The organism is Mesorhizobium sp. M0991, from assembly GCF_040318915.1.
Classification (GTDB): domain Bacteria; phylum Pseudomonadota; class Alphaproteobacteria; order Rhizobiales; family Rhizobiaceae; genus Mesorhizobium.
On the sequence record NZ_JAMYNE010000017.1, the window covers coordinates 129,134 to 147,887 of the forward strand.

The window sequence follows — 18,754 nt, forward strand, 5'->3', positions numbered from 1 at the left end:
GCTTAGACCGTGAGATGCGCCGGGATGCGCAGGTGCCGGCGAACGACGTCGGCGAAAAGCGGATCGCGCTTGGCCGCCCAGACGGCGGCAACATGGCAGATCGCCCAGATGGCGATACCGACGAGCCACAGACGCAACCCCAGCCCCACGGCGCCTGCGAGCGTCCCGTTCATGATGGCGATGGCGCGCGGGGCGCCGCCGAGCAGGATCGGCTCGGTCAGCGCGCGGTGCACGAGGACCGTATAACCCGGCACTGCTGTATAATCCGGCATTGGGCCGCCCTGTTCGACAGCGCCCGCCATCAGACCAGCGCTCCGCCGCCGAACGAGAAGAACGACAGGAAGAAGCTCGACGCCGCGAAAGCGATGGACAGGCCGAACACGATCTGGATGAGCCGGCGGAAGCCGCCCGACGTGTCGCCGAAGGCCAGCGTCAGGCCCGTGACGATGATAATGATCACCGCCATGATCTTGGCGACCGGGCCTTCGATCGACTGCAGGATCTGTTGCAGCGGCTGTTCCCACGGCATCGATGAGCCGGAGGCATAAGCGGGCGCGGCCATCACCAGGATGAGCGTGGGAACGGAAACGGTCATGGCGAGGCGATGGCGCGCGAGGCGCAGGCGTTGGATCACGGATTTTCTCCTTCGTGGCTTTGGATGAGCAAGGTCGGGCTCTCGTCGCCCTCGATGACGGCTTGCGCGACCCGGTAATCACCGTTCGGGCGAAGGCCATCGACGCGGGCGAGTTCGGACAGCCGGCGCGCGGAGCCGCGGCCGGAAAGGACGGCAACCAGGTCGATCGTTTCGGCGATCAGCGCGCGGGGGACGGTGACGACGGCTTCCTGGATGAGTTGCTCCATCCGCCGGAGCGCGCCGATGGCGCTGCCGGCGTGGATCGTGCCGAGGCCGCCGGGGTGGCCGGTGCCCCAGGCCTTGAGCAGCTCGAGCGCCTCGGCTCCGCGCACTTCGCCGACCGGAATGCGGTCGGGGCGCAGGCGCAGCGATGAACGAACGAGATCGGAGAGCGATGCGACGCCGTCTTTCGTGCGCATCGCCACGAGATTCGGCGCGGCGCATTGCAGTTCCCGCGTATCCTCGATGATCACGACGCGATCGGCGGTCTTGGCCACTTCAGCGAGCAGCGCGTTGATCAGCGTCGTCTTGCCGGTGGATGTTCCGCCTGCAATGAGGATGTTCGCGCGGGTGGCAACGCCCTCGCGCAGCGCGTCCGCCTGTTGCGCCGACATGATTCCGGTCGCGACATAATCTTCGAGGGTGAAGATGGCGACGGCGGGCTTGCGGATCGCGAAGGCGGGCGCCGCGACGACGGGAGGAAGAAGCCCTTCGAACCGCTCCCCCGTCTCGGGCAGCTCGGCCGAGACGCGTGGGGCGCTGGCATGGACTTCGGCACCGACATGATGAGCGACGAGTCGAACGATGCGCTCGCCGTCCGCCGCCGATAGACGCTCTCCTGTGTAGGACAACCCGTCGGACAACCGGTCGATCCACAAGCGCCCATCGGGGTTGAGCATCACTTCAACGACGCCCGCGTCGTCGAGATAGCTCGCGATCGCAGGTCCGAGCGCAGTGCGCAACATGCGTGCGCCGCGCGCCAGACCTTCTGAATTGTGATGGGAAGCTGCCATCCTGTCCCCGTTTCGATCCGGGGGACATGAGCGATCCCCGGACGGGGATGATTAAGAGAGCCACATCTCGAGTGGTTTCAACACCTATGTCGAGGCATAGTGGCGTAGCGTGCAAATACAGGAGATCGGCGGTGCCGCCTGGCAATCAAAGCTGACGACCTTGAGGCACATCCGTTCCAGAGAGCGCTGAGCTAGGACAACATTTGCTGATGTTGGGTTGGCGTGAGATGCTTACTACCGCAACCGGTAACCCTCTACATTGCGTAAATGGTGATGACAGAACCCAACTATCCGGGAGAGCTGGCCTCCCCGCAGCAGATCCATGAACTGGCCGAAGAGTACCGCAAGGCGGCAGCCCTGCTCCTTCAGCTCGGCCGATCAGGCAAGCCGCTTACTCGGGCGCCGTTCAGACTCTCCGCCATCCACGCGATCGAACTCTATCTGACCGCGCTTTTGCTCCACCGCGGGCACAATCCCAATCAAATCCGGAAGATGCAGCACAACTTGGCGGAGCGTACGGAGCGCGCCCTGGAAGTGGGGCTGCGCCTTCGCGCGAAAACCGCCAATCATCTTCAGTCCCTCAGCCAGAACCGGGAATATCTCGTCACCCGCTACGGCCCGGAACTGGCGGCAACCACCTCGCAGATCAACCGGCTTACCGCCACCCTCGAAGAGGTGGCGGTAAAGGTTACCTTTTTGATCGCGCCATCCTTAAGAACGGTGCAACAGGCTGACGCGGCCGCAACTGACAAGGTCTGAGCTGATTATCGCCTTGCGGCGTTCAAGGCTGCGGTTCGGCGGCCTCTCTGTCTGCCTCAACCGCCAGACCAATGACATGATGTACCAGGAATACATCGATATAATACGCAACCTCGTCCCGTGGCATCGGCAGTTTGAGGTCTGTGAACAGGCTATTGTCGATGTAATCGCCGGCATCCCAAAGGCTTCGGGTCAGCTCCTCGTTGTTCGGTTCAATCCGCTCAATGACGGCCTCGAACGCGGCGTTAGCGGCCTCAATCAGCACAAATCGGTCAGCCCCGGCGACTGGCAGGGACGTAATGATGGCATTGGAATCCATGAGAGGATCATCCTTCTTGGAGTGGCGTTCCGTGACATCAGCCTGTCGGTCGCCATCCCGACGGTGGTTCTTAGTGTGGTGGCCAAACAGGGCGCCAGGCGCCACCTTATGCTCACATGCGCAAAAGCAGGATACGCAGGAATTTCGCAGATGCAATCCAAGCACTGAAACGCGAGCTTGCCGCGCACCTCTAGCCCGCCCGCGGGCCGGAGTCCCGGGTCAGTATCCCTTATCACAGGTGGGAGATTAAGATGACCGCTTAGGTCTGACGAAGGGTGTCCACGTTCGTGTTCCCGTGCTTTCTTATCCTACCGTCCTGGTCGCGGTGGCGCCCATCCAAACCTGGAAAATTAATTGTCCGCTCGTCGGCAAAGCCGTCTGATCAAGCGGCTTCAGCACGAGTTGACCGTCGAGGCTTGTGGCGAACCACCACGTCAACCTTGTAGTCGAGCCGGTCCAAACAGCGAACCAGCCTGTCTATTGAAAACTTACCGGTGCGTCCGGTGGCGATCGCGGAGACGTCGGGCTGTTTCATTCCAAGCAGTTCAGCCGACTTCGCCTGGGTCAGGCGCCGGCGCTTGATAATGGCGCGGATCTCGCGGGCCAGCTTGGCCTTGAGCAATTCCTCTTCGGGATTGTCAAAGCCGAGGTCCGCAAACACGTTGCCGCTGCTCACTTCGGCGGTAATATCTTCTGTCATGAATTTGTTCCTTTCCCATAGTTTTCGCGATAATGCGCCTCGGCCGCCTTCAATCGCACTGTGACGAGATCGATTTCGTGCTTGGGCGTCTCCCTGCCCTTCTTCGACTTCTTCTGGAAGCAATGAAGCACGTAGATGACACCAGCGAAACGGATTGTGTAGACGGCCCGGTAGGTATCTCCGTCGAAGTCGTCGACCACCTCAAGGATGCTGCGGCCCCCAAACCCTTTCAGGGCTTTGACAGCCGGGTGCTCCTCACCATTCTGGGCGTCGTTGATTGCGACACCCATCAACCGGCGAACCTCGACCGGAAACTCGCGCAGGTCGTCCTTCGACGACCCCATCCATATCGTGGGCTTTTGGTTTCTCATTCGCCCTTTGCTTTATAGCATACAGACTATAATTTTCAACGAAAATCCTGACACCGTTCAGCCCCTGAAAAAGAACTGATTCGGCTCAGACGGCTGTTTTTTCCAAGTGATCATAGAAGCTCATGAAGGGGTGGTCCCTCATGCAATCACGGATCTTAATTTGCGGATTTCGCGCCCAACATGGTTCCGGTATCAGCGACCCCACCCTGCGGCTGTCTAGTTCTCGTCTGCCAAACCCGACAGGTTGGCAAATCGCGTTCCATGACAACATATCGTTCCAACGCTTTGATATATTTTACATATTGATGCTTGCGAAATCTCGGTCCGCCAGTCCATTTAGCGCGCGGGCGTGCCGGGCTGGTTTGTGTCCAGACCGCCATCGATGTCCTCGGAGATCTCCTGCCGAAGCTTTGGACCTCTCGCCAGGCGCCGGCCGAGCGCGGTGACGAAGGCATCATAGCGCTCGCCAGCCTTGGCGTGGGCTGCCTGTGCCGCGGGCTCGGGCAACGCTGGTGTTGTCGCCAGCCAGAAGCGGACGAAAACAGCGAGCGTCTCCACGGCAATCCCGAGATCGCGCTCCTGGCGTGCCATTCGGCGATCGAGTTGATCGAGCCGCTTGGTGATCGCCGCCTCCTGGCGCTCGGCGGCATCGGGCGAGAGGAACGACTCGATGGCCGCCTCGGCAACGAGTGATCGTGAAAGATCTCGTCGCGCCGCATGTTCGGCCAGCCTGCTCATGACCTTCGGATCGAGATAGACGGACAGACGTTGTTTGCGGGGTGCCTTTATCATGGGAGCCTCACATATCCACGCCGTCGCCGGGGTCGAGCGACGCCTGCCGCGCAATGCCCTGCATCAGGCGCGTCAGTCGACGGTTGCGGGCAACCTCGTCCTCCACGTCATCCAGGTGATCGATCTCGAATTCGTTCTCGGTCGAAGGCTTCACGACCTGCTCGACGCGACTAAGCTCGGGTTGCCGACGACGCTCGGAATCAGTCGTGTCGTCATCCGTGGCCGACGGCGCCGACATGGCTTCGGCAATCTCCGGACGGGAAGGCAGAGGCAGTCTGGTCCAGTCGTCGGGCCTCCCCTCCTCCGCCGCCGCCGTAAGCACCGGCGGCGGCAGGATACGCTCCCGGAAGCGAGCATCCTCATGATAGCGCGCCTTTTTGGCGCGGATCGGCGGCGCACCCGAAACCATGACAATCTCGTCGGTGGACGCGAGTTGCATCACCTCACCAGGTGTGAGCAGCGGACGAGCCGTCTCCGAACGGGACACCATGAGATGACCGAGCCACGGCGACAGCCGGTGGCCGGCATAGTTCCTCATGGCCCTCATCTCGGTTGCTGTTCCCAGAGCGTCGGACACGCGCTTGGCGGTGCGCTCGTCATTGGTGGCAAAGCTTACCCGGACATGGCAGTTGTCGAGGATCGAATTGTTGGCGCCGTACGCCCTCTCGATCTGATTGAGGGATTGAGCGATCAGGAAGCTTTTCAGGCCGTAGCCGGCCATGAAGGCGAGCGCCGACTCAAAAAAGTCGAGGCGGCCAAGCGCCGGGAACTCGTCGAGCATCAGGAGCAGCCGGTGCCCTTTGGCCCTCACCTGCAGATCTTCAGTCAAGCGGCGACCGATCTGATTGAGGATCAGGCGAATGAGCGGCTTGGTCCGGTTGATGTCGGACGGCGGTACGACGAGGTAGAGTGTCGTCGGATGGTCGTCGTCGACAAGGTCGGTGATGCGCCAGTCGCAGCGGCGCGTGACCTCGGCCACGACAGGATCGCGATAGAGGCCGAGGAACGACATGGCGGTGGACAGCACGCCCGAGCGCTCGTTGTCTGATTTGTTCAAGAGCTCCCGCGCGGCGCTGGCGATGACCGGGTGCGGACCCGCTTCACCCAGATGCGCAGTTTTCATCATCGCGGACAGCGTCGATTCGATCGGACGCTTTGGATCGGAGAGGAAACCGGCAACGCCGGCAAGCGTCTTGTCGTGCTCGGCGTAGAGGACATGCAGGATCGCGCCGACCAGAAGGGCATGGCTGGTTTTCTCCCAATGATTTCGCCGCTCGAGCGAGCCTTCAGGATCGACCAGGATATCGGCGATGTTTTGAACATCGCGGACCTCCCATTCGCCGCGACGCACCTCAAGCAGCGGGTTGTAGGACGAGGATCTCGAATTGGTTGGATCGAACAGCAAGACACGGCCATGCCTGGCGCGGAAGCCCGCGGTGAGCTGCCAATTCTCGCCCTTGATATCGTGAACGACGGCTGAGCCCGGCCAGGTCAGCAGTGACGGGACGACGAGGCCGACACCCTTGCCCGAACGTGTGGGCGCGAAGCACAGCACGTGCTCCGGTCCGTCGTGGCGCAGATAGGCGCCGTCAAACCGCCCAAGCACCACTCCATCGGAGCCGAGAAGGCCAGATGCCTTGACCTCCTGCTTGTCTGCCCACCGGGCGGAGCCGTAGGTCTCGACCTTCTTGGCCTCGCGAGCCCGCCATACCGACATGCCGATGGCGACGGCGACGGACGCGAAACCGCCCGACGCCGCGATAAAGGCTCCCTCCACGAAGATCGACGGCGCGTAAGCATCGAAGCCATACCACCACCAGAAGAAGGACGGCGGAAGGTAGAACGGAAAACCCAGGACATGGAACCATGGCCTGCCGAGCTCGGGCTGGAAATCCAGGCGCCAGGCCACCCATTGTGTCGCGCTCCAGGTGGTGATCAGCACGATCATCAAGACCGCGAGGATCTGGCCCCAGAGAATCTTGGTGGCGGACATAGTCACGGTCCTTTCTTCAACGTGAGGTTAGAGGCCGAGGCCTCGCTTGCGGCCGAAGCTCCAGTCGATGCCGCCGTCATTGCGAGCAACGCCAGAGACGTGGCGGCCAAGATGCTTTTCGAGAGACGGCGTCCAAGGCACCAGCTGGAAACCCAGGCCGTCATCGATCATGGCGAAGCGGCCCGACGCGAGCGTGAAGCGCTGCCGGTAGGAACCCGTGACATATTCGCCGCCGCGGGTGCGGTTGAAAGGCTGGCCGGTTTCGGCCGAGAGCTTTTCACTGAGCGCCTCCAACTCGCGGCGACGCAGCGTGTCGATCAGATTGCGCGTAAAGCTGATGCGTTGGCCCTGCCGCTCGCCGAGGCCCTGTTCGACGAGGTGGTCGGCGCGGCGCTGCATTGCCTGCCGCACCTCGGCGCCGAAGCCGCCTTCCGACAGCGCAATCGGTTCGCGGGCGATATTCTGACGGTCAAGCCAGGTCGCGCCGGCGGCGGAAACCTGCCGCTCAATATCGAGATCGGAACGGACGGCAAGTGCTGCGCGCGAATGTCCCTGCGCGTCATGGAACTTGCGCAGCTCGACGATCGAACCCGGAGCGCTGTCGCCGGCGGCATCGAGATCGGACAGCTTGATGTGATGTGTGCGACCGTCGGTGCCATCGACCACGGCGTAGGCGCTGCCCTTCAGCTCATCATCGAGACCGCGGTCGACCAGCCGACCCACGATCGGTGTGTCGAGGCGCTCCGCCGCCAGCACATAGGTCGCCGAGCCGCGCTCGATGCCCTTTTCGGTCAGGGCGCGGTGCATCCGCTTGATGATGTCACCGCGTTCGCCAAGCTCGCGCAGCGTCGCCTCGGCCTTGTCGTCGATGATCCACTGGCCCGGGCCGACCTGTTCGGCAAGGCCGAGGGTTTGGAGCTTGCGCACCCGCCCGACCTTCAGCACGTGATACTCGTCGGGCTGGGCGTTCGTCGGGGACGCAAGATCGACAACGCCTGTGTCGCGGCCATCGCGAACAAGCTGCCGGTCAAGCTGGGTCCAGCGTTCGGCCTCGACCTGGCGCTGCAGATTGCGGCGGATGTCGAGATCTGTGCGCGGGCCGAGTTCCTGGGTAACGAGATCGGCGGCGCGGGCGCGCATTCCCTCCTTGATGTAATCGCGGGAGATCACGAGATCCTGCCCGTCATCAGTGCGACCGCGCAGGATGATGTGAAGGTGCGGGTTGTCGGTGTTCCAGTGATCGACGCCGGCCCAATCGAGCTTTGTGCCGAGGTCCTTTTCCATCTGGCCCATTAGATCGCGGGCGAAGGCTTTGAGGTCCGCCATGTCTACAGCATCTTCCGGCGAGACGATGAAGCGAAAGTGGTGGCGATCATCGCCGCACCACTCGGCGAAAGCACCCCCATCCACCTCACCGGTCTCCGGCCCGAACAGCCTTGCCTTCTCCCCGTCACGGGTGACGCCCTCGCGGCGCAGATAGGTGAGATGGGCGGCAAGCGGCGCGGCGCGCGCGTGATGATGCACCAGCCGTGTCTTGATGATCACGGCGCGAGAGCGGCCGGTGAGGAGACGATTGGCGCGCACGCTCGCCGAGCGGCCACGCCCGAACGTCGAGCGATTGCCCGCACTGATCCGGCCGGAGCGAGAGATGCGGGCGCCGGCCTTCTGGGCGGCGGCAAGCGCCTGCGCGATGAAGGGCCTGGCGCGCTGGGCACTGGGCGAGCGGATACGTCCAGGCCGGATTCGGAAGCCATCCTCGCTGGTCATAGCGAAGACCCCGCACATCGAGCCAAGGCACGGAAATCACGGGGAAAACGGTGTTTCGGCGAGGTGCGCGAAACCTTCGCACCTCGCGGAAATACTGCATAACCTCTTGAAACAACACAACCGATCGACGCCGCACCTCGCGGCCTTTTATCTCGCCATCTTCCGGTTGTCCTGCGCACCTTCCGCCTCCCTTCACGCCACGGTGCGCTGGAGCTTGCGGTTGCGCGAAAACGCCCAGGCGCGCTCATGGCCGGATCCCTTCGTCTGACCACGCCACGAAGAGGCCTTCGGACAGCGGCACGATGGCAGAGATATCCCGCGTGGTGCGTGCGGAGATCACGTCATTTGGTGGTCGCTCGGTCGGCACGAGAGCGACAGCCTGTTGGCGACTCGGCTGGCCTGCAAAGAGCGAGGCATGATTCCACGGAATGGCCTCGACAGACGTAACGGCGAAAGGGCGCATACCCTCGCTTTCACCGATCAGCGGGGCGAGCGTCGCGACATAGGCGCGGGTCTCGTCCGGTAACGGACGCCCAGCGAGGTAGGCTTCGTAGCGTGCGGGTCCAGCGTTGTAGGCGGCCAGAAACCCCGGTGAGCCGAAGCGATCGTGCAGTTCGCGCAGGTACGCAGTTCCTGCCAGGATGTTGTCCCGGGCATCGAACGGATCGTGGCCGAGCGACCAGCGGGCACGCAGATCATCCCATGTGCCGGGCATGATCTGCATCAAGCCGCGGGCGCCTGCGCTGGACACAGCGCGCACATCGCCCGCACTCTCCTTGCGCATGATGGCGCGTATCAACGCGGTCGGAACGCCGAAGCGGTGCGAGGCTTCTGTGATATGCACGCCAAACGGATCGCGTTGGGACGACCGTGGGACGCCCAAGTCCTGCGCCACTGTCGCCGCCGGCATGACGGTCGCGATGGACAGGCCGCAAAGGAGGAGCAGAGCGATGCGCCGGGCAGCACGAAGCGGCCCGGGCGCACCGCGATGGCTCGTCGACGGACGGCGAGCGCGCATCGTTCAATCCTTCTCGCTGCGATCGCGCGGGCGCGACCAGTGCAGCGACCAGGACGTCTTGTCGTCGCCGTTGCGAAAGAGGTTCGCGCGTATCGGCTGCGCGAAGGTCGGGTCGTCGAGCTGGATCGAGAGATAGTCTCCGGCCTTTTCGCTGGAGCGTTTCCAGCCCGCGCCGATCTCGGGACCGTCCTCGCTTCCGGCGTGAACGCGGTAGTCAGGCGCATTCTCCGTATCGCTCGCCTCTGCCGCCACAATGGCGACATCGAGGTTGAGGCTGAGCGTGTGGATGCGCCCGCTATAGCCAGTCTTCTGGCGCGTGAATTCTCCGATCTGCTGCATGTCAGGCTCCTGTTTTGGAGTGGTGCGGTGATGAGGGCTGGCGGCACGACGCGCGCCGCCGGTCGCGCGCTCACCGCGTTGGCGCGCGCCATTCGAAGCGGCCGTTGCCGTCCTCGTCTGTCCACAGTGGGACGGCGCGTCCGATGATCTGGCTGGTGGGAAGGAGGCCGAAGTAGCGTCCGTCGAGGCTGTCGCGGACCTGCCGGTTCATCAGGAACACTTCGTCGCTCGCGATGCGGCGGCAGCCCTGCCAGACCGGCAGGTCGCGGCCGGCCCGATCACGCTTCAACGCCACGCCCGCCTCGATACCATCGACAGTGATGGTGAGGTTCGAGCGACAGACACGTTGCCCGGACATGCCAAGGATGTGCTTCAAGAGCGGCGCGCCCTTCGGCAGATAATGGCGATCGGCGAGGAACGCCGCGAGTGGTTCGGGCGCGTCGACGGCGACAAGATCGGTGACCTCGAAGGGTCCGTCGAAGTCGATCGTGTAGAAGCCGATCGGTGCGCTAGCTGACGCATTCCAGATGAGCTTCGTGGGCATCGAAGTGAGGCCGGGATAACCGACGCCCATGGTTGCGAGAACGCTAGCGAGGATGATCCCGGCGCGCGTCACGGCTCGGTCCTCTTGCGCAGCAGGAACGCGCGATGTTGGTCGAGTGTGTAGCGGCGCGGCGCGTGGCCGGCGGTTATCCGGTTGTGGATGTGCCGCCAATGATCGGGCGACACCAACTCAGGCTCGATGTCGAGGCGCTGGATGGCATCGATCGCCTGCAGCACGCGTTCGACCTTGGGCCAGCTCTCGACCTTCAGGAGGATGTCGCCTCCGGGGCGCACGAAGGGCAGTGTCTGATAGTGTTCGCCAGACGCGACCGCACGCACGATGTCGACACGTGAGATGATCGTTCCAAAATCGTTCGCCGCCCAGCGCACGAAGGCGAAGACCGCGCCGGGACGATAGGACAGGATGCGCCGGCGACGATCGACGATCTGTTCGTGGGCGTGCGTGCCGAACCGTATCCAGTTCTCAATCCTCTTCTCGACCCAGGTCAGTTCGACATGGATGAGATTGTCGGTAGCGTGGTGCGTGGCCGGGAACGTGCCGCGCATGCGGGGAGCCGCGATGCCAGTCATGAGGGTTCTCCTAATGTTGCTGGGACGAGCATCTCGCGCCGAGTGTTGGCGACGATGACGTCGTGCTCGAAGGCGGCGATGCGGTCGCGCTCCTGAGTCGTCATGTCGGTGGTCGGGCGCACGACCAAGGTCGCGAACTGATTTCCCTTGGAGGTCAATTCACCGGCGAGATGCAGCGTCAAAGTTGCCTTGCCGACACGGCTCTTTTGATTGAGCAGTGCGGCGATCATCGGGTGGCTCCCGGGCGCGGATCAAGAGGCGGATTCGGGACTTCGGAGCCGATGGTTGCCGTGCTGCTGCCGCCAGAAACCGATGGCCCATTCGAGGTCTTGTCGGTGTCTATGCTGAGTGCGTCGCTGGTTCGTCGGATGAGCCTCTGCACATTGCGCGCGCGCTCTTCAAAGTTAGAATCTTGGTTAGATTCTAAGTTAAGGGCGCGATTTCGGTTTTGCTTTCTGGAGGTTAGGCCCCGTTTGGGTTCCTGATAGCACGAGCCTGCGGTTCCCGATGGCACGATAGGTCCGGTTCCCGATAGCACGAGGCCGTCCACAGGCTTTCCACAGGAGCCGATCCGCTCGAAGGCAAGCAGAACCCGGCCGCCAATCTCCACTTCCAGCGCAAGGGTGTAGCCGGGCAGCGGCTGGCGGCGGATGATGTCGCGCAGCTCGAAGGCAAAGCGCTTGTAGGGCGACAGGCTGCCGGATTTCTGGTGAAGGTGACGGAAGTCGAAGCGCCAGCCGTCGCGCTGGCGTCCGCCATGCTTGCGCACCAGCCGATAGAGCCAGCGCTCCAGCCCGCCAGTCAGGTCGAAATAGGTGCGATCAATCGTCAGCACGAGCGCATCATCGAGGACCGCCTGGTAGAACCAGTCGGGAACGATCAACTCGATCCCCGCGGGTTTACCATGGCGGTCGATGCGCTCCTGCCACTCATTGATCCATGAAAAGCGGTGACGCCGGCCTTCGGCGGGCTGACGGATGGTCGTCGAGACGGTGGTCGACTGAAGCCGGTCAAGCGCCGCCTTCAGGCGCTGATAGTCGCGAAGGCTCTTGCCGCGGCCAACGAACATGAGGATCTCATAGGGAGTGGCGGCCATCAGGCGCGAGGTGCGAAGGCCGGCGTCGCGCGCCTCGACGATCTGGCTCGCGGCCCAGATCAGGATGTCGGCATCCCAGATGGTTGCCATGCCATGATCGGGTACGGCTTCGACCCGGATCGTGACGTTGCCGGCGGCAAAATCGATCGGGGTGATGCGATGGGTCTTGGAAAGGGAGAAGAATGGATAGGCCATGAGATCCTGCGCGTCTCGTGGGGCGAATTCGCCAGGCAGCGCCTGGAACAGGTCGAGCTGCCCGCGCTCCGAAAGGGATTGGTTTCGCGCCACCATTTGGAAATCCGCGCGCGGTCAGCGTGCGTATCGTCCGCCATGCGCCGGCGGCACCGGTGTGTGCCGCTTGGCGGGCAGGACCGACCCACGCGGATCGGATGTAGAGGTGACGGCGCCGCGTTCGGCCCAGGCCTGAAGATCGTCGACGGCATAGACGACACGGCCGCCGAGCTTGCGGTAGGAAGGACCAGTGCCATAGGTCCGGTGCTTTTCGAGCGTGCGGGCGGACAGGCTGAGGAAATCCGCGGCTTCCTTGGTGCGCAGGAAGCGCGGCGGCAAAACGGCGATATCGGGTCGCATGGGTCGAGCCTCCGTGGGGTTTTGGGCAGCCGCTGGCGTTCAGCGGTGGACGGAGACCACGGTGGCGGAGAGTAAGCTTCGTCAGGGATGGGGAAGTTGAGGGGGGCTAAAACTCCACCCCTTTTGCGCGGCCAGACCCGCTAGGATCGACGGCGATGACGCAGGATTTGCAAATAGCCGCCGCCGATCATGGCGGTGGCGCCTTCGACGAGACCGATCACCGCATCGCGCAGCGCGGAGGTTTTCCAAGGATCGGCGGCGACGCGCTTAAACCCGTAAAGGGCGATCGCAATGTCGCGGTAGCTAGCGCCATTCGAGTGGCCGTCAGCGGCCTGTATCATCAGTCGAAAGCGGCGGCGCTGCTGCGGGGTCATCCGCGTGTCCGAAGGTGTGGGGCGCCCCTGCAAGGAACGCCAGAAACGGGTGAGTGCTTCGATCCGTCCCAACGTTTCTGCATCCAAGGGGATCAACGCCGCCAGATGGCCGTGCGGCTCACTACCGGGCAGAAGGAGAAGTTGAGTGACGACACCTGCACTATGGACAGTGTGGCGTCCTTCCGGGCTGTCGTGGAGCACGCCCAGGCCGGTCAAAGGCGCCGATCGCAAGGACGACAGGAATTCCGGCGCCGGCACGAGAGAAACCACAGCTGGGTCGACGTCAGGCGACCACAGAACGTCCTGCGCCAAGGCGGACAAATCCGGCCTGGCCGGAAAATCGCAACCCCCACTGCCGCTGTGCCTCAGGGTGGAAGGGTGCGTTTTCAGCTCTTGTGGTCAGGAGCGCTTGGTAGTGCCGTTGATAGGGTTCGTGACGCCTCAGACACTCCCAGGCGAGCCCTTCGATGGGTAAAGTATCGAAATAATCGTAGCTGTCATTGTCTCGCCAATGCGACGTATCCGGCCTCATCCAAGAGCTCCTCGCAAAAAACGCGTAGACCCCGCCTCCAAACGATTCCGGGTTGTAGCGATTGGCGGAAGACCCTTGCCGGGCATCGGGTGATGCCACTTCGGCATCACCCGCGAAACCACAGGCGCTGTGGTGCTAGTTGCCGGGTCGACGCAAGAGATAACGGTAGCCTGCACGCGCCATCCAGCGCGCTCGCGCCAGATGGCTGTCATGGATGCGCCGGGCGCGTTGTGGCTCCTTCGTCAGATCAATGCCGAAGAGGATTTCGACCACCTCGCGCCAGTCCGCGCCGTCGTCGGCGGCGTCAAGCAGGCGCATATAGAGCTTGACGTGTTCCCGATCGTATTCGGTGAGTTCGTCACTGGTCGGCGCGGTTTCGTCAAACGGCTCGATCATCGCTTGCCTCGTCTTCACAGAGTGAAAGCATTTTATAGAAACAACAGCGCCGACGGAGGATAGCTGATAAGCATCAGGCGATGCGGTTTCGGCATCGCTCTCGGCTTGGGTGAATCGAACCGGACCGTCCGCGGAAGAAGGCCCCGGCCTTCCGGCCGGGGCCTGCGCGGGTCCTCAGTCGCCTCGCCGCGCGCTCGGGCGGGACCAGATGAGCGAGAAACCCTCACCTTCCTCGTCGTCGAAGAGGTTGGCGTAGATCGGGGCGTTGAAGCTCGGATCGTCGAGCTTGAGACCGAGGTAGTCGCGGCCCTCGTTGGAGGTCTTCGACCATGCGGCGCCGATCTCGGCGCGGCCGACCAGCACCCGGTGGCTGGGAGCGTTCTCGCCAGTGGCGCGGATGTCTGGGACGATGCGCACGTTCTTGGCCTGGACGCTGAGGGTGACGATTTCGCCGGTGAATTCGTTCGAGGCGGACTTCTTGAAGGTGCCGATGGTAGCCATTGTAAGTCTCCGTTTTCTGTTCCGAGCCCGCACCATGCGGCCTCGATGGCGATCGGGTGGCCGGAGGCGACCGACGACGCATCGCTTGCGACCGGAGCAACGCGGAGGACGGCGCAGGAACGGCTTTCTTGTCTCGCGAGGAATGGCGGCGCTCGGGGTCCCCATCCGCTTGCGGCAATGGGGTGGGCGCCGGCAGGGGAAGAAAGTCGGACGCGCCGTTGCGGCCTAGGCGGTCGAGGCTTCAGCCGTCCTTCGGCCAGATCAGCCCATTGAAGAGGCCGTTTGGAGCGCTCTTGGGACGGATTGGCAACGGAGACGTTGGCGTCCAATGCGCCGCCAGCGGATCGCTACGAGCTTCATTGGCATCGCCCACGCATTCCAGGCACCAGATGCGGTGCACCTGCAACGCCCCCGTCACCGGTCGCGCTGCCGTCCTGCCACCGAATGGCCGGACCTGCCTTGCAGCATCGACCGAACAGAGTTCAAGGCCACAAACGAGGCCGCGCCGCACGTGGCCGTTGCTCGATGCTTGGCATCTAGCCCGATTTGCTCCAACCACCGATAATGAGGAGGCCGGGCCTTCGTCGGTCTGGTCCACCCGCCTCGCTCACGCGGGTCTAGGCTCGAACCACGTCCCTGCCGGATTGGTCGGCGGCTGTCATGCCCGCGACCCGGAGATATGCCGTGATGCCGACGGCGGTCGCGCCAATGACGGAAAAGGCGATCTGCCAGATCTCCGAAGGTATCATGTGCTTCGCGAAGCCATGGGTGGCATGGTAGCCGGCAACGATCGCAGGCGCGACGAAGACCAGCGTGATCGCCAGCTTCGCCCACGTAGGACGAACAACGCCGAGGAACATTTGGCCGACGCCGAGCGTCAACCCGGCTGCGAGGATGCCGACGAGGATCGCGCCAAGCCAGCCGGCGCCGGTGTTGAATGCCCACGTACCTGCGCTGACGCCGACGAACAACGGGAGGGCGAAGATAGCAAGCGTGAAGAGCAACCAGCACAAGATGCCGATGGCCGCGATGCAAAGGAGAATGCCGAGGATGATCATGGTGGTGTCTCCGAGAGAAATAGCTCTGGCGATTGCGCCTTCCACCACCACCTCGGCGCAGTGCAGAGCATAGCAACGAAAACCACTGGCGAAAACTCGAAGATCTGTTTCGCCAGCGGCAATGTTCCCCCGTCAAGGAGCGAACGGGTCGATTTCGCCGATGATGGCGGTGTCATCGCCGTCATACTCGTTTGCCGGCACGACCGAGAGAGTGCCGTCGCCGGCACGAAAGATGACGATGGTGACCATGAGAGTGGCGGCGAGGCTGAAGGCGAATGCATGTGCGTCGGCGAAGGACATCGACCCGGCTCCTGCTTGAAGCGGAGGACCCTCCCCCGCTGACAGGCGCCCGATGTGTTCGGCCGATGGCCGCAATCACCGCGAAGGTGAAGCCGCAGCGGCGGCACGCTTCGCGTAGTCCGACCCCTTGCGGGTTGATGGCTTCAGGCCGTCGGCAGGACCAAGGATCAGCGCAATGGATCGCGGGGTGCGGTCATCTTCAAGTCAGGAGCAGCGGGCGTCGTTGGCGCGACGCTGATGTTCCATGAGAGTCTGAGCAAGCCGCCGCGCGATGTGGCGGGCGTCAAGCGAGAAACCGGACGGCCATGAACACGCTGGGTCCCGTTGGAAGTCGCCACGCTGAAAATGAGGATGAAGCTGGGCGATGACGCTGTGCAGTTGTGGTGGCAGGCCCAATCCAGCTCTCTCGGCGTAACGAGCCGCCTTGTCGAGATCGTGCCTGATATGGCGGCGGTTCCAGCGATCATTGGTCGCTGTTCTGAGGAGATGCGACTTCAGGAGCAATTCAATGGCGATGGCGACGGCGTGAAGGGCCGCATTGTGCGTGCCTCGATCCGCCGCCCAGTCAGCACCATCGAGATGCGCGGCGGCATTGCGCAAGAAGGTGTCGGCGAGCGCGATGTCCGGCGTGAAACTTTGGGGAAAGGATACGAGCGACATGGCTTGAAGCATGCCATGCCTACCCGGGTATTTGTTAGGCCGGTAGGTACCGGCGGCGCTTACGCGCCGCCGTTGCCGAGCCGATAGACCGGAATGCCAAGCTTGCGGGCCTTGTCGGCGAGGTTCTCCTGAATGCCGGTGCCCGGAAAGATGATGACGCCGATCGGCATGACCGCCAACATCTGGTCGTTGCGCTTAAAGGGAGCGGCCTTGGCATGTTTGCTCCAGTCGGGCTTGAAGGCGACCTGCGGCACCTTCCGATGATCGGCCCAGCGGGCGGCGATCGTTTCGGCCCCTTTCGGTGATCCGCCGTGCATCAGCACCATATCGGGGTGCTTGGCGCGGATTTGGTCGAGCTTTGCCCAGATCAGCTCGTGATCGGCGGCATCGCCGCCGGAGAAGGCGATCTTGGGGCCGGCGGGCAACATGACCTCGGTTTTGGCGCACCGCCTGGCTGCGAGGAAGTCGCGGCTATCGATCATTGCGGCGGTGAGATGATGGTGGTTGACCATCGACCCCGCGCGCGGTCGCCACGCCGAGCCGGTCTGCTGATCGTAGTGGTCGGCGGCCTGGTCACGCATCAACTCGAAGGCGTCGCGCCGTTCGATCATGGTCTGGCCCTGGGCGGTGAGGTTCTCCATTTCGACCGCCTTGATCTCGGTGCCGTCCTTTTCGCGCTGCAGGCGGCGCTGGGCCTGCTCGTTGTCGTCCAGTTGCCGCTCGATCCGCAGCACGGCGCGGTGGAAGACATTGGTGACGGACCAGAGGAGGTCATCGAGGTCGGGTTCGAGGCGCGTGTCGGCCAGGGTGGCGATGAGGGCGTCAAAGATGTCGGCCACGGCTCCGGCCACGTGGTCACCACCGGGGAGCGGTCGCGGATCGGGCTCGTCAGCAAATGGGCGCCAGCCATAGAGCTGGAGCTCGGTGAGGATGTGATCGGTCGGCGAAGCGGCGTGGTGCGGTTCGGTGTCGTCGTGCTCGGCCATGGGATGCTCCCGTCGGTTTGACCGCGACCCTCGCGGCCTTCATGGCGACGAGAGCCCACGGGCGGGTTGGCCCGACACCCGCAGCGAAGCGGAGGGCCGGAGCGCAGCGGAGGATGGCGGCGGCCGGCTATTTTGCATCGCGATGGAAAGGCGCCGCGACCAATCGCTGCCATTCGCGAGCAGTCGCGCGCCGCCGGAAAATAGTCGGCCGCCGCCATTGCCTGGCCGGCCAGTTCGCGGGCCCGATCGCCCTCTCGAAGGCCGGGTCGCGGCTCTCTGCCGGCGGGTCACTCATCCATGCGGTGCAGCCGGCACGGTGCGCTGCGCGCTTCCCCTCACGGCTCATGCCGCCTGTGTCAGATAGCGGATGCGATCTTTGCGCATGAGCTGGTCCGCAATCGAGGCACGGAAGGCGGCAAGTCCGAAATGGTGGAGGTCGTCGTTGAAGTCCTCCCTCTCTGGCGACAGCACGATCGCCTCGATTCCGGCGTCCGTCGCGCGCTCCATCAGGCTGTCTCTGGCACCGTCACCGGCCGGATCGTTGTCGCGGATGACATAGAGCCGCCGCAGGTTCCGAGGGAACAGGATGGCGGCAAGATGGGCTGCCGAGAGTGCCGCAGCCATCGCCATGTCGGGCAAGGCGCATCTGAGCGATAGCGTCGTCTCGATGCCTTCGCCTGCCGCCATGACGCTGCCGGGTACGCCGAAGCGGACGGCGTTACCGAGAAGGTCACCCATTGCCCGACGCGGCGTGTCGACGGGTGCCTTGCCGGCGCCGTCCGGTGCGAGCCAGGTGCGGTGAGCGCCAGTCAGATGTCCATCCAGATTGGTAACGGCGGCAATCATCGCCGGCCAGGTCTCGGTCGGTCCATGATCGTCGGGCCGGTAGTAGCAGCGCGGATGGAACCGCAACGATCCGGTGTCGTACAAAGTCGTAATGCTACGTCCACGCAAATACGTTTCCACGAGGGTGCCGATAATGGGCTTCGACATGGCGACCAGTCGGCTAGCCGCTTCCGGAGATCCAATGGGGACCTGCGTGATCGGCTTGGCCGGTCGGGGTGGCATGGCATCTGGCATAGCGAGAAACACACGCGCCTCGTCGGCGACGTCCCGGAAGTTGACCAGTCCGAGGGATTCGCGAATGACATCGAGCAGGTCGCCATGCTCGCCGGTAGCGGCGTCGGTCCATTTGCCTGGCGGTCCCTTCGGGGATGGCCGCAGACGAACGAACATCGAGCGACCCGGCGCGTTGCGGACGTCGCCGACGGTCCAATAGTTGCCCTGGCGGCGGCCATTGGAGAGGTAGTGGCGGGGGGGGCCCCCAGCGCGGGGGGGGGGGGGGGGGGGGGGGGGGGGGGGGGGGGGGGGGGGGGGGAGTGGGGGGGCGGGGGCCTAGTCGAGGGGAGGGGGCGGGGGGG

The 18,754-nt window shown here is 63.7% G+C and carries 25 protein-coding genes and 1 pseudogene; 2 read left to right on the plus strand and 24 right to left on the minus strand.

Features of this window, described 5'->3' with window-relative positions:
* Nucleotides 1-2 precede the first annotated feature (2 nt).
* From NKH70_RS23470 to trbB, 3 genes are read right to left on the minus strand one after another with little or no spacing between them, the layout of a single operon-like run.
* Nucleotides 3-302, minus strand: a complete 300-nt coding sequence (locus NKH70_RS23470; protein WP_353026144.1) for a VirB3 family type IV secretion system protein — start codon at nucleotides 300-302, stop codon at nucleotides 3-5.
* The gene (locus NKH70_RS23475) at nucleotides 302-595 is read right to left on the minus strand and encodes a TrbC/VirB2 family type IV secretion system protein (RefSeq protein ID WP_245466354.1); all 294 of its coding nucleotides are present in this window, start codon (nucleotides 593-595) and stop codon (nucleotides 302-304) included. The genes NKH70_RS23470 and NKH70_RS23475 overlap by 1 nt, the downstream gene beginning before the upstream one ends.
* A gap of 35 nt (nucleotides 596-630) precedes the next feature.
* Complete coding sequence (trbB, locus tag NKH70_RS23480; protein ID WP_353026145.1) at nucleotides 631-1,647, minus strand: P-type conjugative transfer ATPase TrbB; 1,017 nt, start codon at nucleotides 1,645-1,647, stop codon at nucleotides 631-633.
* 273 nt (nucleotides 1,648-1,920) lie between these two features.
* Here trbB and NKH70_RS23485 point away from each other — a divergent pair, with 273 nt between their 5' ends.
* On the plus strand, nucleotides 1,921-2,406 hold the full coding sequence (locus tag NKH70_RS23485) for a hypothetical protein (RefSeq protein WP_352791374.1): 486 nt from the start codon (nucleotides 1,921-1,923) through the stop codon (nucleotides 2,404-2,406).
* A gap of 22 nt (nucleotides 2,407-2,428) precedes the next feature.
* On the opposite strand, the gene NKH70_RS23490 is transcribed toward NKH70_RS23485, so the two are convergent.
* The 19 genes from NKH70_RS23490 to NKH70_RS23580 form a co-directional block, all read right to left on the minus strand.
* Nucleotides 2,429-2,725, minus strand: a complete 297-nt coding sequence (locus NKH70_RS23490) for a hypothetical protein (RefSeq protein WP_353026147.1) — start codon at nucleotides 2,723-2,725, stop codon at nucleotides 2,429-2,431.
* A 382-nt stretch (nucleotides 2,726-3,107) separates the two neighbouring features.
* On the minus strand, nucleotides 3,108-3,425 hold the full coding sequence (locus NKH70_RS23495; protein ID WP_006338687.1) for a helix-turn-helix domain-containing protein: 318 nt from the start codon (nucleotides 3,423-3,425) through the stop codon (nucleotides 3,108-3,110).
* Nucleotides 3,422-3,796 carry a type II toxin-antitoxin system RelE/ParE family toxin gene (locus NKH70_RS23500; protein WP_353026148.1) on the minus strand — a complete coding sequence of 125 codons (375 nt, stop codon included), beginning with the start codon at nucleotides 3,794-3,796 and terminating at the stop codon, nucleotides 3,422-3,424. Before NKH70_RS23500 ends, NKH70_RS23495 begins: the two co-directional genes overlap by 4 nt.
* Nucleotides 3,797-4,132: 336 nt before the next feature.
* Complete coding sequence (locus tag NKH70_RS23505) at nucleotides 4,133-4,588, minus strand: ribbon-helix-helix protein, CopG family (RefSeq protein ID WP_353026150.1); 456 nt, start codon at nucleotides 4,586-4,588, stop codon at nucleotides 4,133-4,135.
* 7 nt (nucleotides 4,589-4,595) lie between these two features.
* Entirely contained in the window at nucleotides 4,596-6,581 is a 1,986-nt protein-coding gene (locus NKH70_RS23510; RefSeq protein WP_353026151.1) for a conjugal transfer protein TraG, read from the minus strand.
* A 27-nt stretch (nucleotides 6,582-6,608) separates the two neighbouring features.
* Nucleotides 6,609-8,348 carry a relaxase/mobilization nuclease domain-containing protein gene (locus tag NKH70_RS23515; RefSeq protein ID WP_353026152.1) on the minus strand — a complete coding sequence of 580 codons (1,740 nt, stop codon included), beginning with the start codon at nucleotides 8,346-8,348 and terminating at the stop codon, nucleotides 6,609-6,611.
* 244 nt (nucleotides 8,349-8,592) lie between these two features.
* Nucleotides 8,593-9,366 (minus strand): lytic transglycosylase domain-containing protein, encoded by a 774-nt coding sequence (locus NKH70_RS23520; protein WP_353026153.1) that lies wholly within the window; start codon nucleotides 9,364-9,366, stop codon nucleotides 8,593-8,595.
* 3 nt (nucleotides 9,367-9,369) lie between these two features.
* The gene (locus NKH70_RS23525) at nucleotides 9,370-9,705 is read right to left on the minus strand and encodes a DUF736 domain-containing protein (RefSeq protein WP_353026155.1); all 336 of its coding nucleotides are present in this window, start codon (nucleotides 9,703-9,705) and stop codon (nucleotides 9,370-9,372) included.
* A 70-nt stretch (nucleotides 9,706-9,775) separates the two neighbouring features.
* Nucleotides 9,776-10,321 carry a S26 family signal peptidase gene (locus NKH70_RS23530; RefSeq protein WP_353026156.1) on the minus strand — a complete coding sequence of 182 codons (546 nt, stop codon included), beginning with the start codon at nucleotides 10,319-10,321 and terminating at the stop codon, nucleotides 9,776-9,778.
* Nucleotides 10,318-10,839 carry a DUF2840 domain-containing protein gene (locus tag NKH70_RS23535; protein ID WP_353026158.1) on the minus strand — a complete coding sequence of 174 codons (522 nt, stop codon included), beginning with the start codon at nucleotides 10,837-10,839 and terminating at the stop codon, nucleotides 10,318-10,320. The genes NKH70_RS23530 and NKH70_RS23535 overlap by 4 nt, the downstream gene beginning before the upstream one ends.
* A complete protein-coding gene (locus tag NKH70_RS23540; protein ID WP_352946779.1) occupies nucleotides 10,836-11,069 on the minus strand; it encodes a hypothetical protein in 234 nt (77 codons plus the stop codon). The genes NKH70_RS23535 and NKH70_RS23540 overlap by 4 nt, the downstream gene beginning before the upstream one ends.
* Nucleotides 11,066-12,226, minus strand: coding sequence for a replication initiator protein A (locus NKH70_RS23545; RefSeq protein ID WP_353026159.1), 1,161 nt, complete (start codon nucleotides 12,224-12,226; stop codon nucleotides 11,066-11,068). Before NKH70_RS23545 ends, NKH70_RS23540 begins: the two co-directional genes overlap by 4 nt.
* Before the next feature lie 18 nt (nucleotides 12,227-12,244).
* Nucleotides 12,245-12,526: a helix-turn-helix transcriptional regulator gene (locus NKH70_RS23550; RefSeq protein WP_353026161.1), complete on the minus strand. Its 282-nt coding sequence runs from the start codon at nucleotides 12,524-12,526 to the stop codon at nucleotides 12,245-12,247.
* A gap of 140 nt (nucleotides 12,527-12,666) precedes the next feature.
* A complete protein-coding gene (locus NKH70_RS23555) occupies nucleotides 12,667-13,212 on the minus strand; it encodes a DUF2285 domain-containing protein (RefSeq protein ID WP_353026162.1) in 546 nt (181 codons plus the stop codon).
* Nucleotides 13,184-13,432: a transcriptional regulator domain-containing protein gene (locus NKH70_RS23560; protein WP_353026164.1), complete on the minus strand. Its 249-nt coding sequence runs from the start codon at nucleotides 13,430-13,432 to the stop codon at nucleotides 13,184-13,186. Before NKH70_RS23560 ends, NKH70_RS23555 begins: the two co-directional genes overlap by 29 nt.
* A 135-nt stretch (nucleotides 13,433-13,567) precedes the next feature.
* Nucleotides 13,568-13,828 (minus strand): DNA -binding domain-containing protein, encoded by a 261-nt coding sequence (locus NKH70_RS23565; RefSeq protein WP_352946792.1) that lies wholly within the window; start codon nucleotides 13,826-13,828, stop codon nucleotides 13,568-13,570.
* Between the two features lie 174 nt (nucleotides 13,829-14,002).
* The gene (locus NKH70_RS23570; protein ID WP_352946795.1) at nucleotides 14,003-14,329 is read right to left on the minus strand and encodes a DUF736 domain-containing protein; all 327 of its coding nucleotides are present in this window, start codon (nucleotides 14,327-14,329) and stop codon (nucleotides 14,003-14,005) included.
* Between the two features lie 617 nt (nucleotides 14,330-14,946).
* Nucleotides 14,947-15,387 (minus strand): hypothetical protein, encoded by a 441-nt coding sequence (locus tag NKH70_RS23575; RefSeq protein ID WP_353026166.1) that lies wholly within the window; start codon nucleotides 15,385-15,387, stop codon nucleotides 14,947-14,949.
* Between the two features lie 132 nt (nucleotides 15,388-15,519).
* Nucleotides 15,520-15,687 carry a hypothetical protein gene (locus NKH70_RS23580; protein WP_008877981.1) on the minus strand — a complete coding sequence of 56 codons (168 nt, stop codon included), beginning with the start codon at nucleotides 15,685-15,687 and terminating at the stop codon, nucleotides 15,520-15,522.
* A 351-nt stretch (nucleotides 15,688-16,038) separates the two neighbouring features.
* Here NKH70_RS23580 and NKH70_RS23585 point away from each other — a divergent pair, with 351 nt between their 5' ends.
* The gene (locus NKH70_RS23585) at nucleotides 16,039-16,434 is read left to right on the plus strand and encodes a hypothetical protein (protein ID WP_353026167.1); all 396 of its coding nucleotides are present in this window, start codon (nucleotides 16,039-16,041) and stop codon (nucleotides 16,432-16,434) included.
* Here NKH70_RS23585 and NKH70_RS23590 read toward each other — a convergent pair.
* Both NKH70_RS23590 and NKH70_RS23595 read right to left on the minus strand, forming a co-directional pair.
* Entirely contained in the window at nucleotides 16,407-17,333 is a 927-nt protein-coding gene (locus tag NKH70_RS23590; protein WP_353026169.1) for a DUF2493 domain-containing protein, read from the minus strand. The genes NKH70_RS23585 and NKH70_RS23590 overlap by 28 nt on opposite strands.
* A 342-nt stretch (nucleotides 17,334-17,675) precedes the next feature.
* Nucleotides 17,676-18,647: pseudogene (locus NKH70_RS23595) on the minus strand (DUF7146 domain-containing protein); the annotation flags it as partial.
* Nucleotides 18,648-18,754: the final 107 nt, after the last annotated feature.

Excerpts from the sequence above, each read along its gene's own strand:
- NKH70_RS23475 (WP_245466354.1), bottom strand. The coding sequence starts at position 595 with ATGACCGTTTCCGTTCCCACGCTCATCCTGGTGATGGCCGCGCCCGCT.
- NKH70_RS23505 (WP_353026150.1), bottom strand. The coding sequence starts at position 4,588 with ATGATAAAGGCACCCCGCAAACAACGTCTGTCCGTCTATCTCGATCCG.
- NKH70_RS23535 (WP_353026158.1), bottom strand. The coding sequence starts at position 10,839 with ATGACTGGCATCGCGGCTCCCCGCATGCGCGGCACGTTCCCGGCCACG.
- NKH70_RS23495 (WP_006338687.1), bottom strand. The coding sequence starts at position 3,425 with ATGACAGAAGATATTACCGCCGAAGTGAGCAGCGGCAACGTGTTTGCG.
- NKH70_RS23580 (WP_008877981.1), bottom strand. The coding sequence starts at position 15,687 with ATGTCCTTCGCCGACGCACATGCATTCGCCTTCAGCCTCGCCGCCACT.
- NKH70_RS23520 (WP_353026153.1), bottom strand. The coding sequence starts at position 9,366 with ATGCGCGCTCGCCGTCCGTCGACGAGCCATCGCGGTGCGCCCGGGCCG.
- NKH70_RS23540 (WP_352946779.1), bottom strand. The coding sequence starts at position 11,069 with ATGATCGCCGCACTGCTCAATCAAAAGAGCCGTGTCGGCAAGGCAACT.
- NKH70_RS23525 (WP_353026155.1), bottom strand. The coding sequence starts at position 9,705 with ATGCAGCAGATCGGAGAATTCACGCGCCAGAAGACTGGCTATAGCGGG.
- NKH70_RS23550 (WP_353026161.1), bottom strand. The coding sequence starts at position 12,526 with ATGCGACCCGATATCGCCGTTTTGCCGCCGCGCTTCCTGCGCACCAAG.
- NKH70_RS23515 (WP_353026152.1), bottom strand. The coding sequence starts at position 8,348 with ATGACCAGCGAGGATGGCTTCCGAATCCGGCCTGGACGTATCCGCTCG.
- NKH70_RS23545 (WP_353026159.1), bottom strand. The coding sequence starts at position 12,226 with ATGGTGGCGCGAAACCAATCCCTTTCGGAGCGCGGGCAGCTCGACCTG.
- NKH70_RS23490 (WP_353026147.1), bottom strand. The coding sequence starts at position 2,725 with ATGGATTCCAATGCCATCATTACGTCCCTGCCAGTCGCCGGGGCTGAC.
- trbB (WP_353026145.1), bottom strand. The coding sequence starts at position 1,647 with ATGGCAGCTTCCCATCACAATTCAGAAGGTCTGGCGCGCGGCGCACGC.
- NKH70_RS23470 (WP_353026144.1), bottom strand. The coding sequence starts at position 302 with ATGGCGGGCGCTGTCGAACAGGGCGGCCCAATGCCGGATTATACAGCA.
- NKH70_RS23510 (WP_353026151.1), bottom strand. The coding sequence starts at position 6,581 with ATGTCCGCCACCAAGATTCTCTGGGGCCAGATCCTCGCGGTCTTGATG.
- NKH70_RS23560 (WP_353026164.1), bottom strand. The coding sequence starts at position 13,432 with ATGAGGCCGGATACGTCGCATTGGCGAGACAATGACAGCTACGATTAT.
- NKH70_RS23565 (WP_352946792.1), bottom strand. The coding sequence starts at position 13,828 with ATGATCGAGCCGTTTGACGAAACCGCGCCGACCAGTGACGAACTCACC.
- NKH70_RS23585 (WP_353026167.1), top strand. The coding sequence starts at position 16,039 with ATGAAGCTGGGCGATGACGCTGTGCAGTTGTGGTGGCAGGCCCAATCC.
- NKH70_RS23575 (WP_353026166.1), bottom strand. The coding sequence starts at position 15,387 with ATGATCATCCTCGGCATTCTCCTTTGCATCGCGGCCATCGGCATCTTG.
- NKH70_RS23485 (WP_352791374.1), top strand. The coding sequence starts at position 1,921 with ATGACAGAACCCAACTATCCGGGAGAGCTGGCCTCCCCGCAGCAGATC.
- NKH70_RS23570 (WP_352946795.1), bottom strand. The coding sequence starts at position 14,329 with ATGGCTACCATCGGCACCTTCAAGAAGTCCGCCTCGAACGAATTCACC.
- NKH70_RS23590 (WP_353026169.1), bottom strand. The coding sequence starts at position 17,333 with ATGGCCGAGCACGACGACACCGAACCGCACCACGCCGCTTCGCCGACC.
- NKH70_RS23500 (WP_353026148.1), bottom strand. The coding sequence starts at position 3,796 with ATGAGAAACCAAAAGCCCACGATATGGATGGGGTCGTCGAAGGACGAC.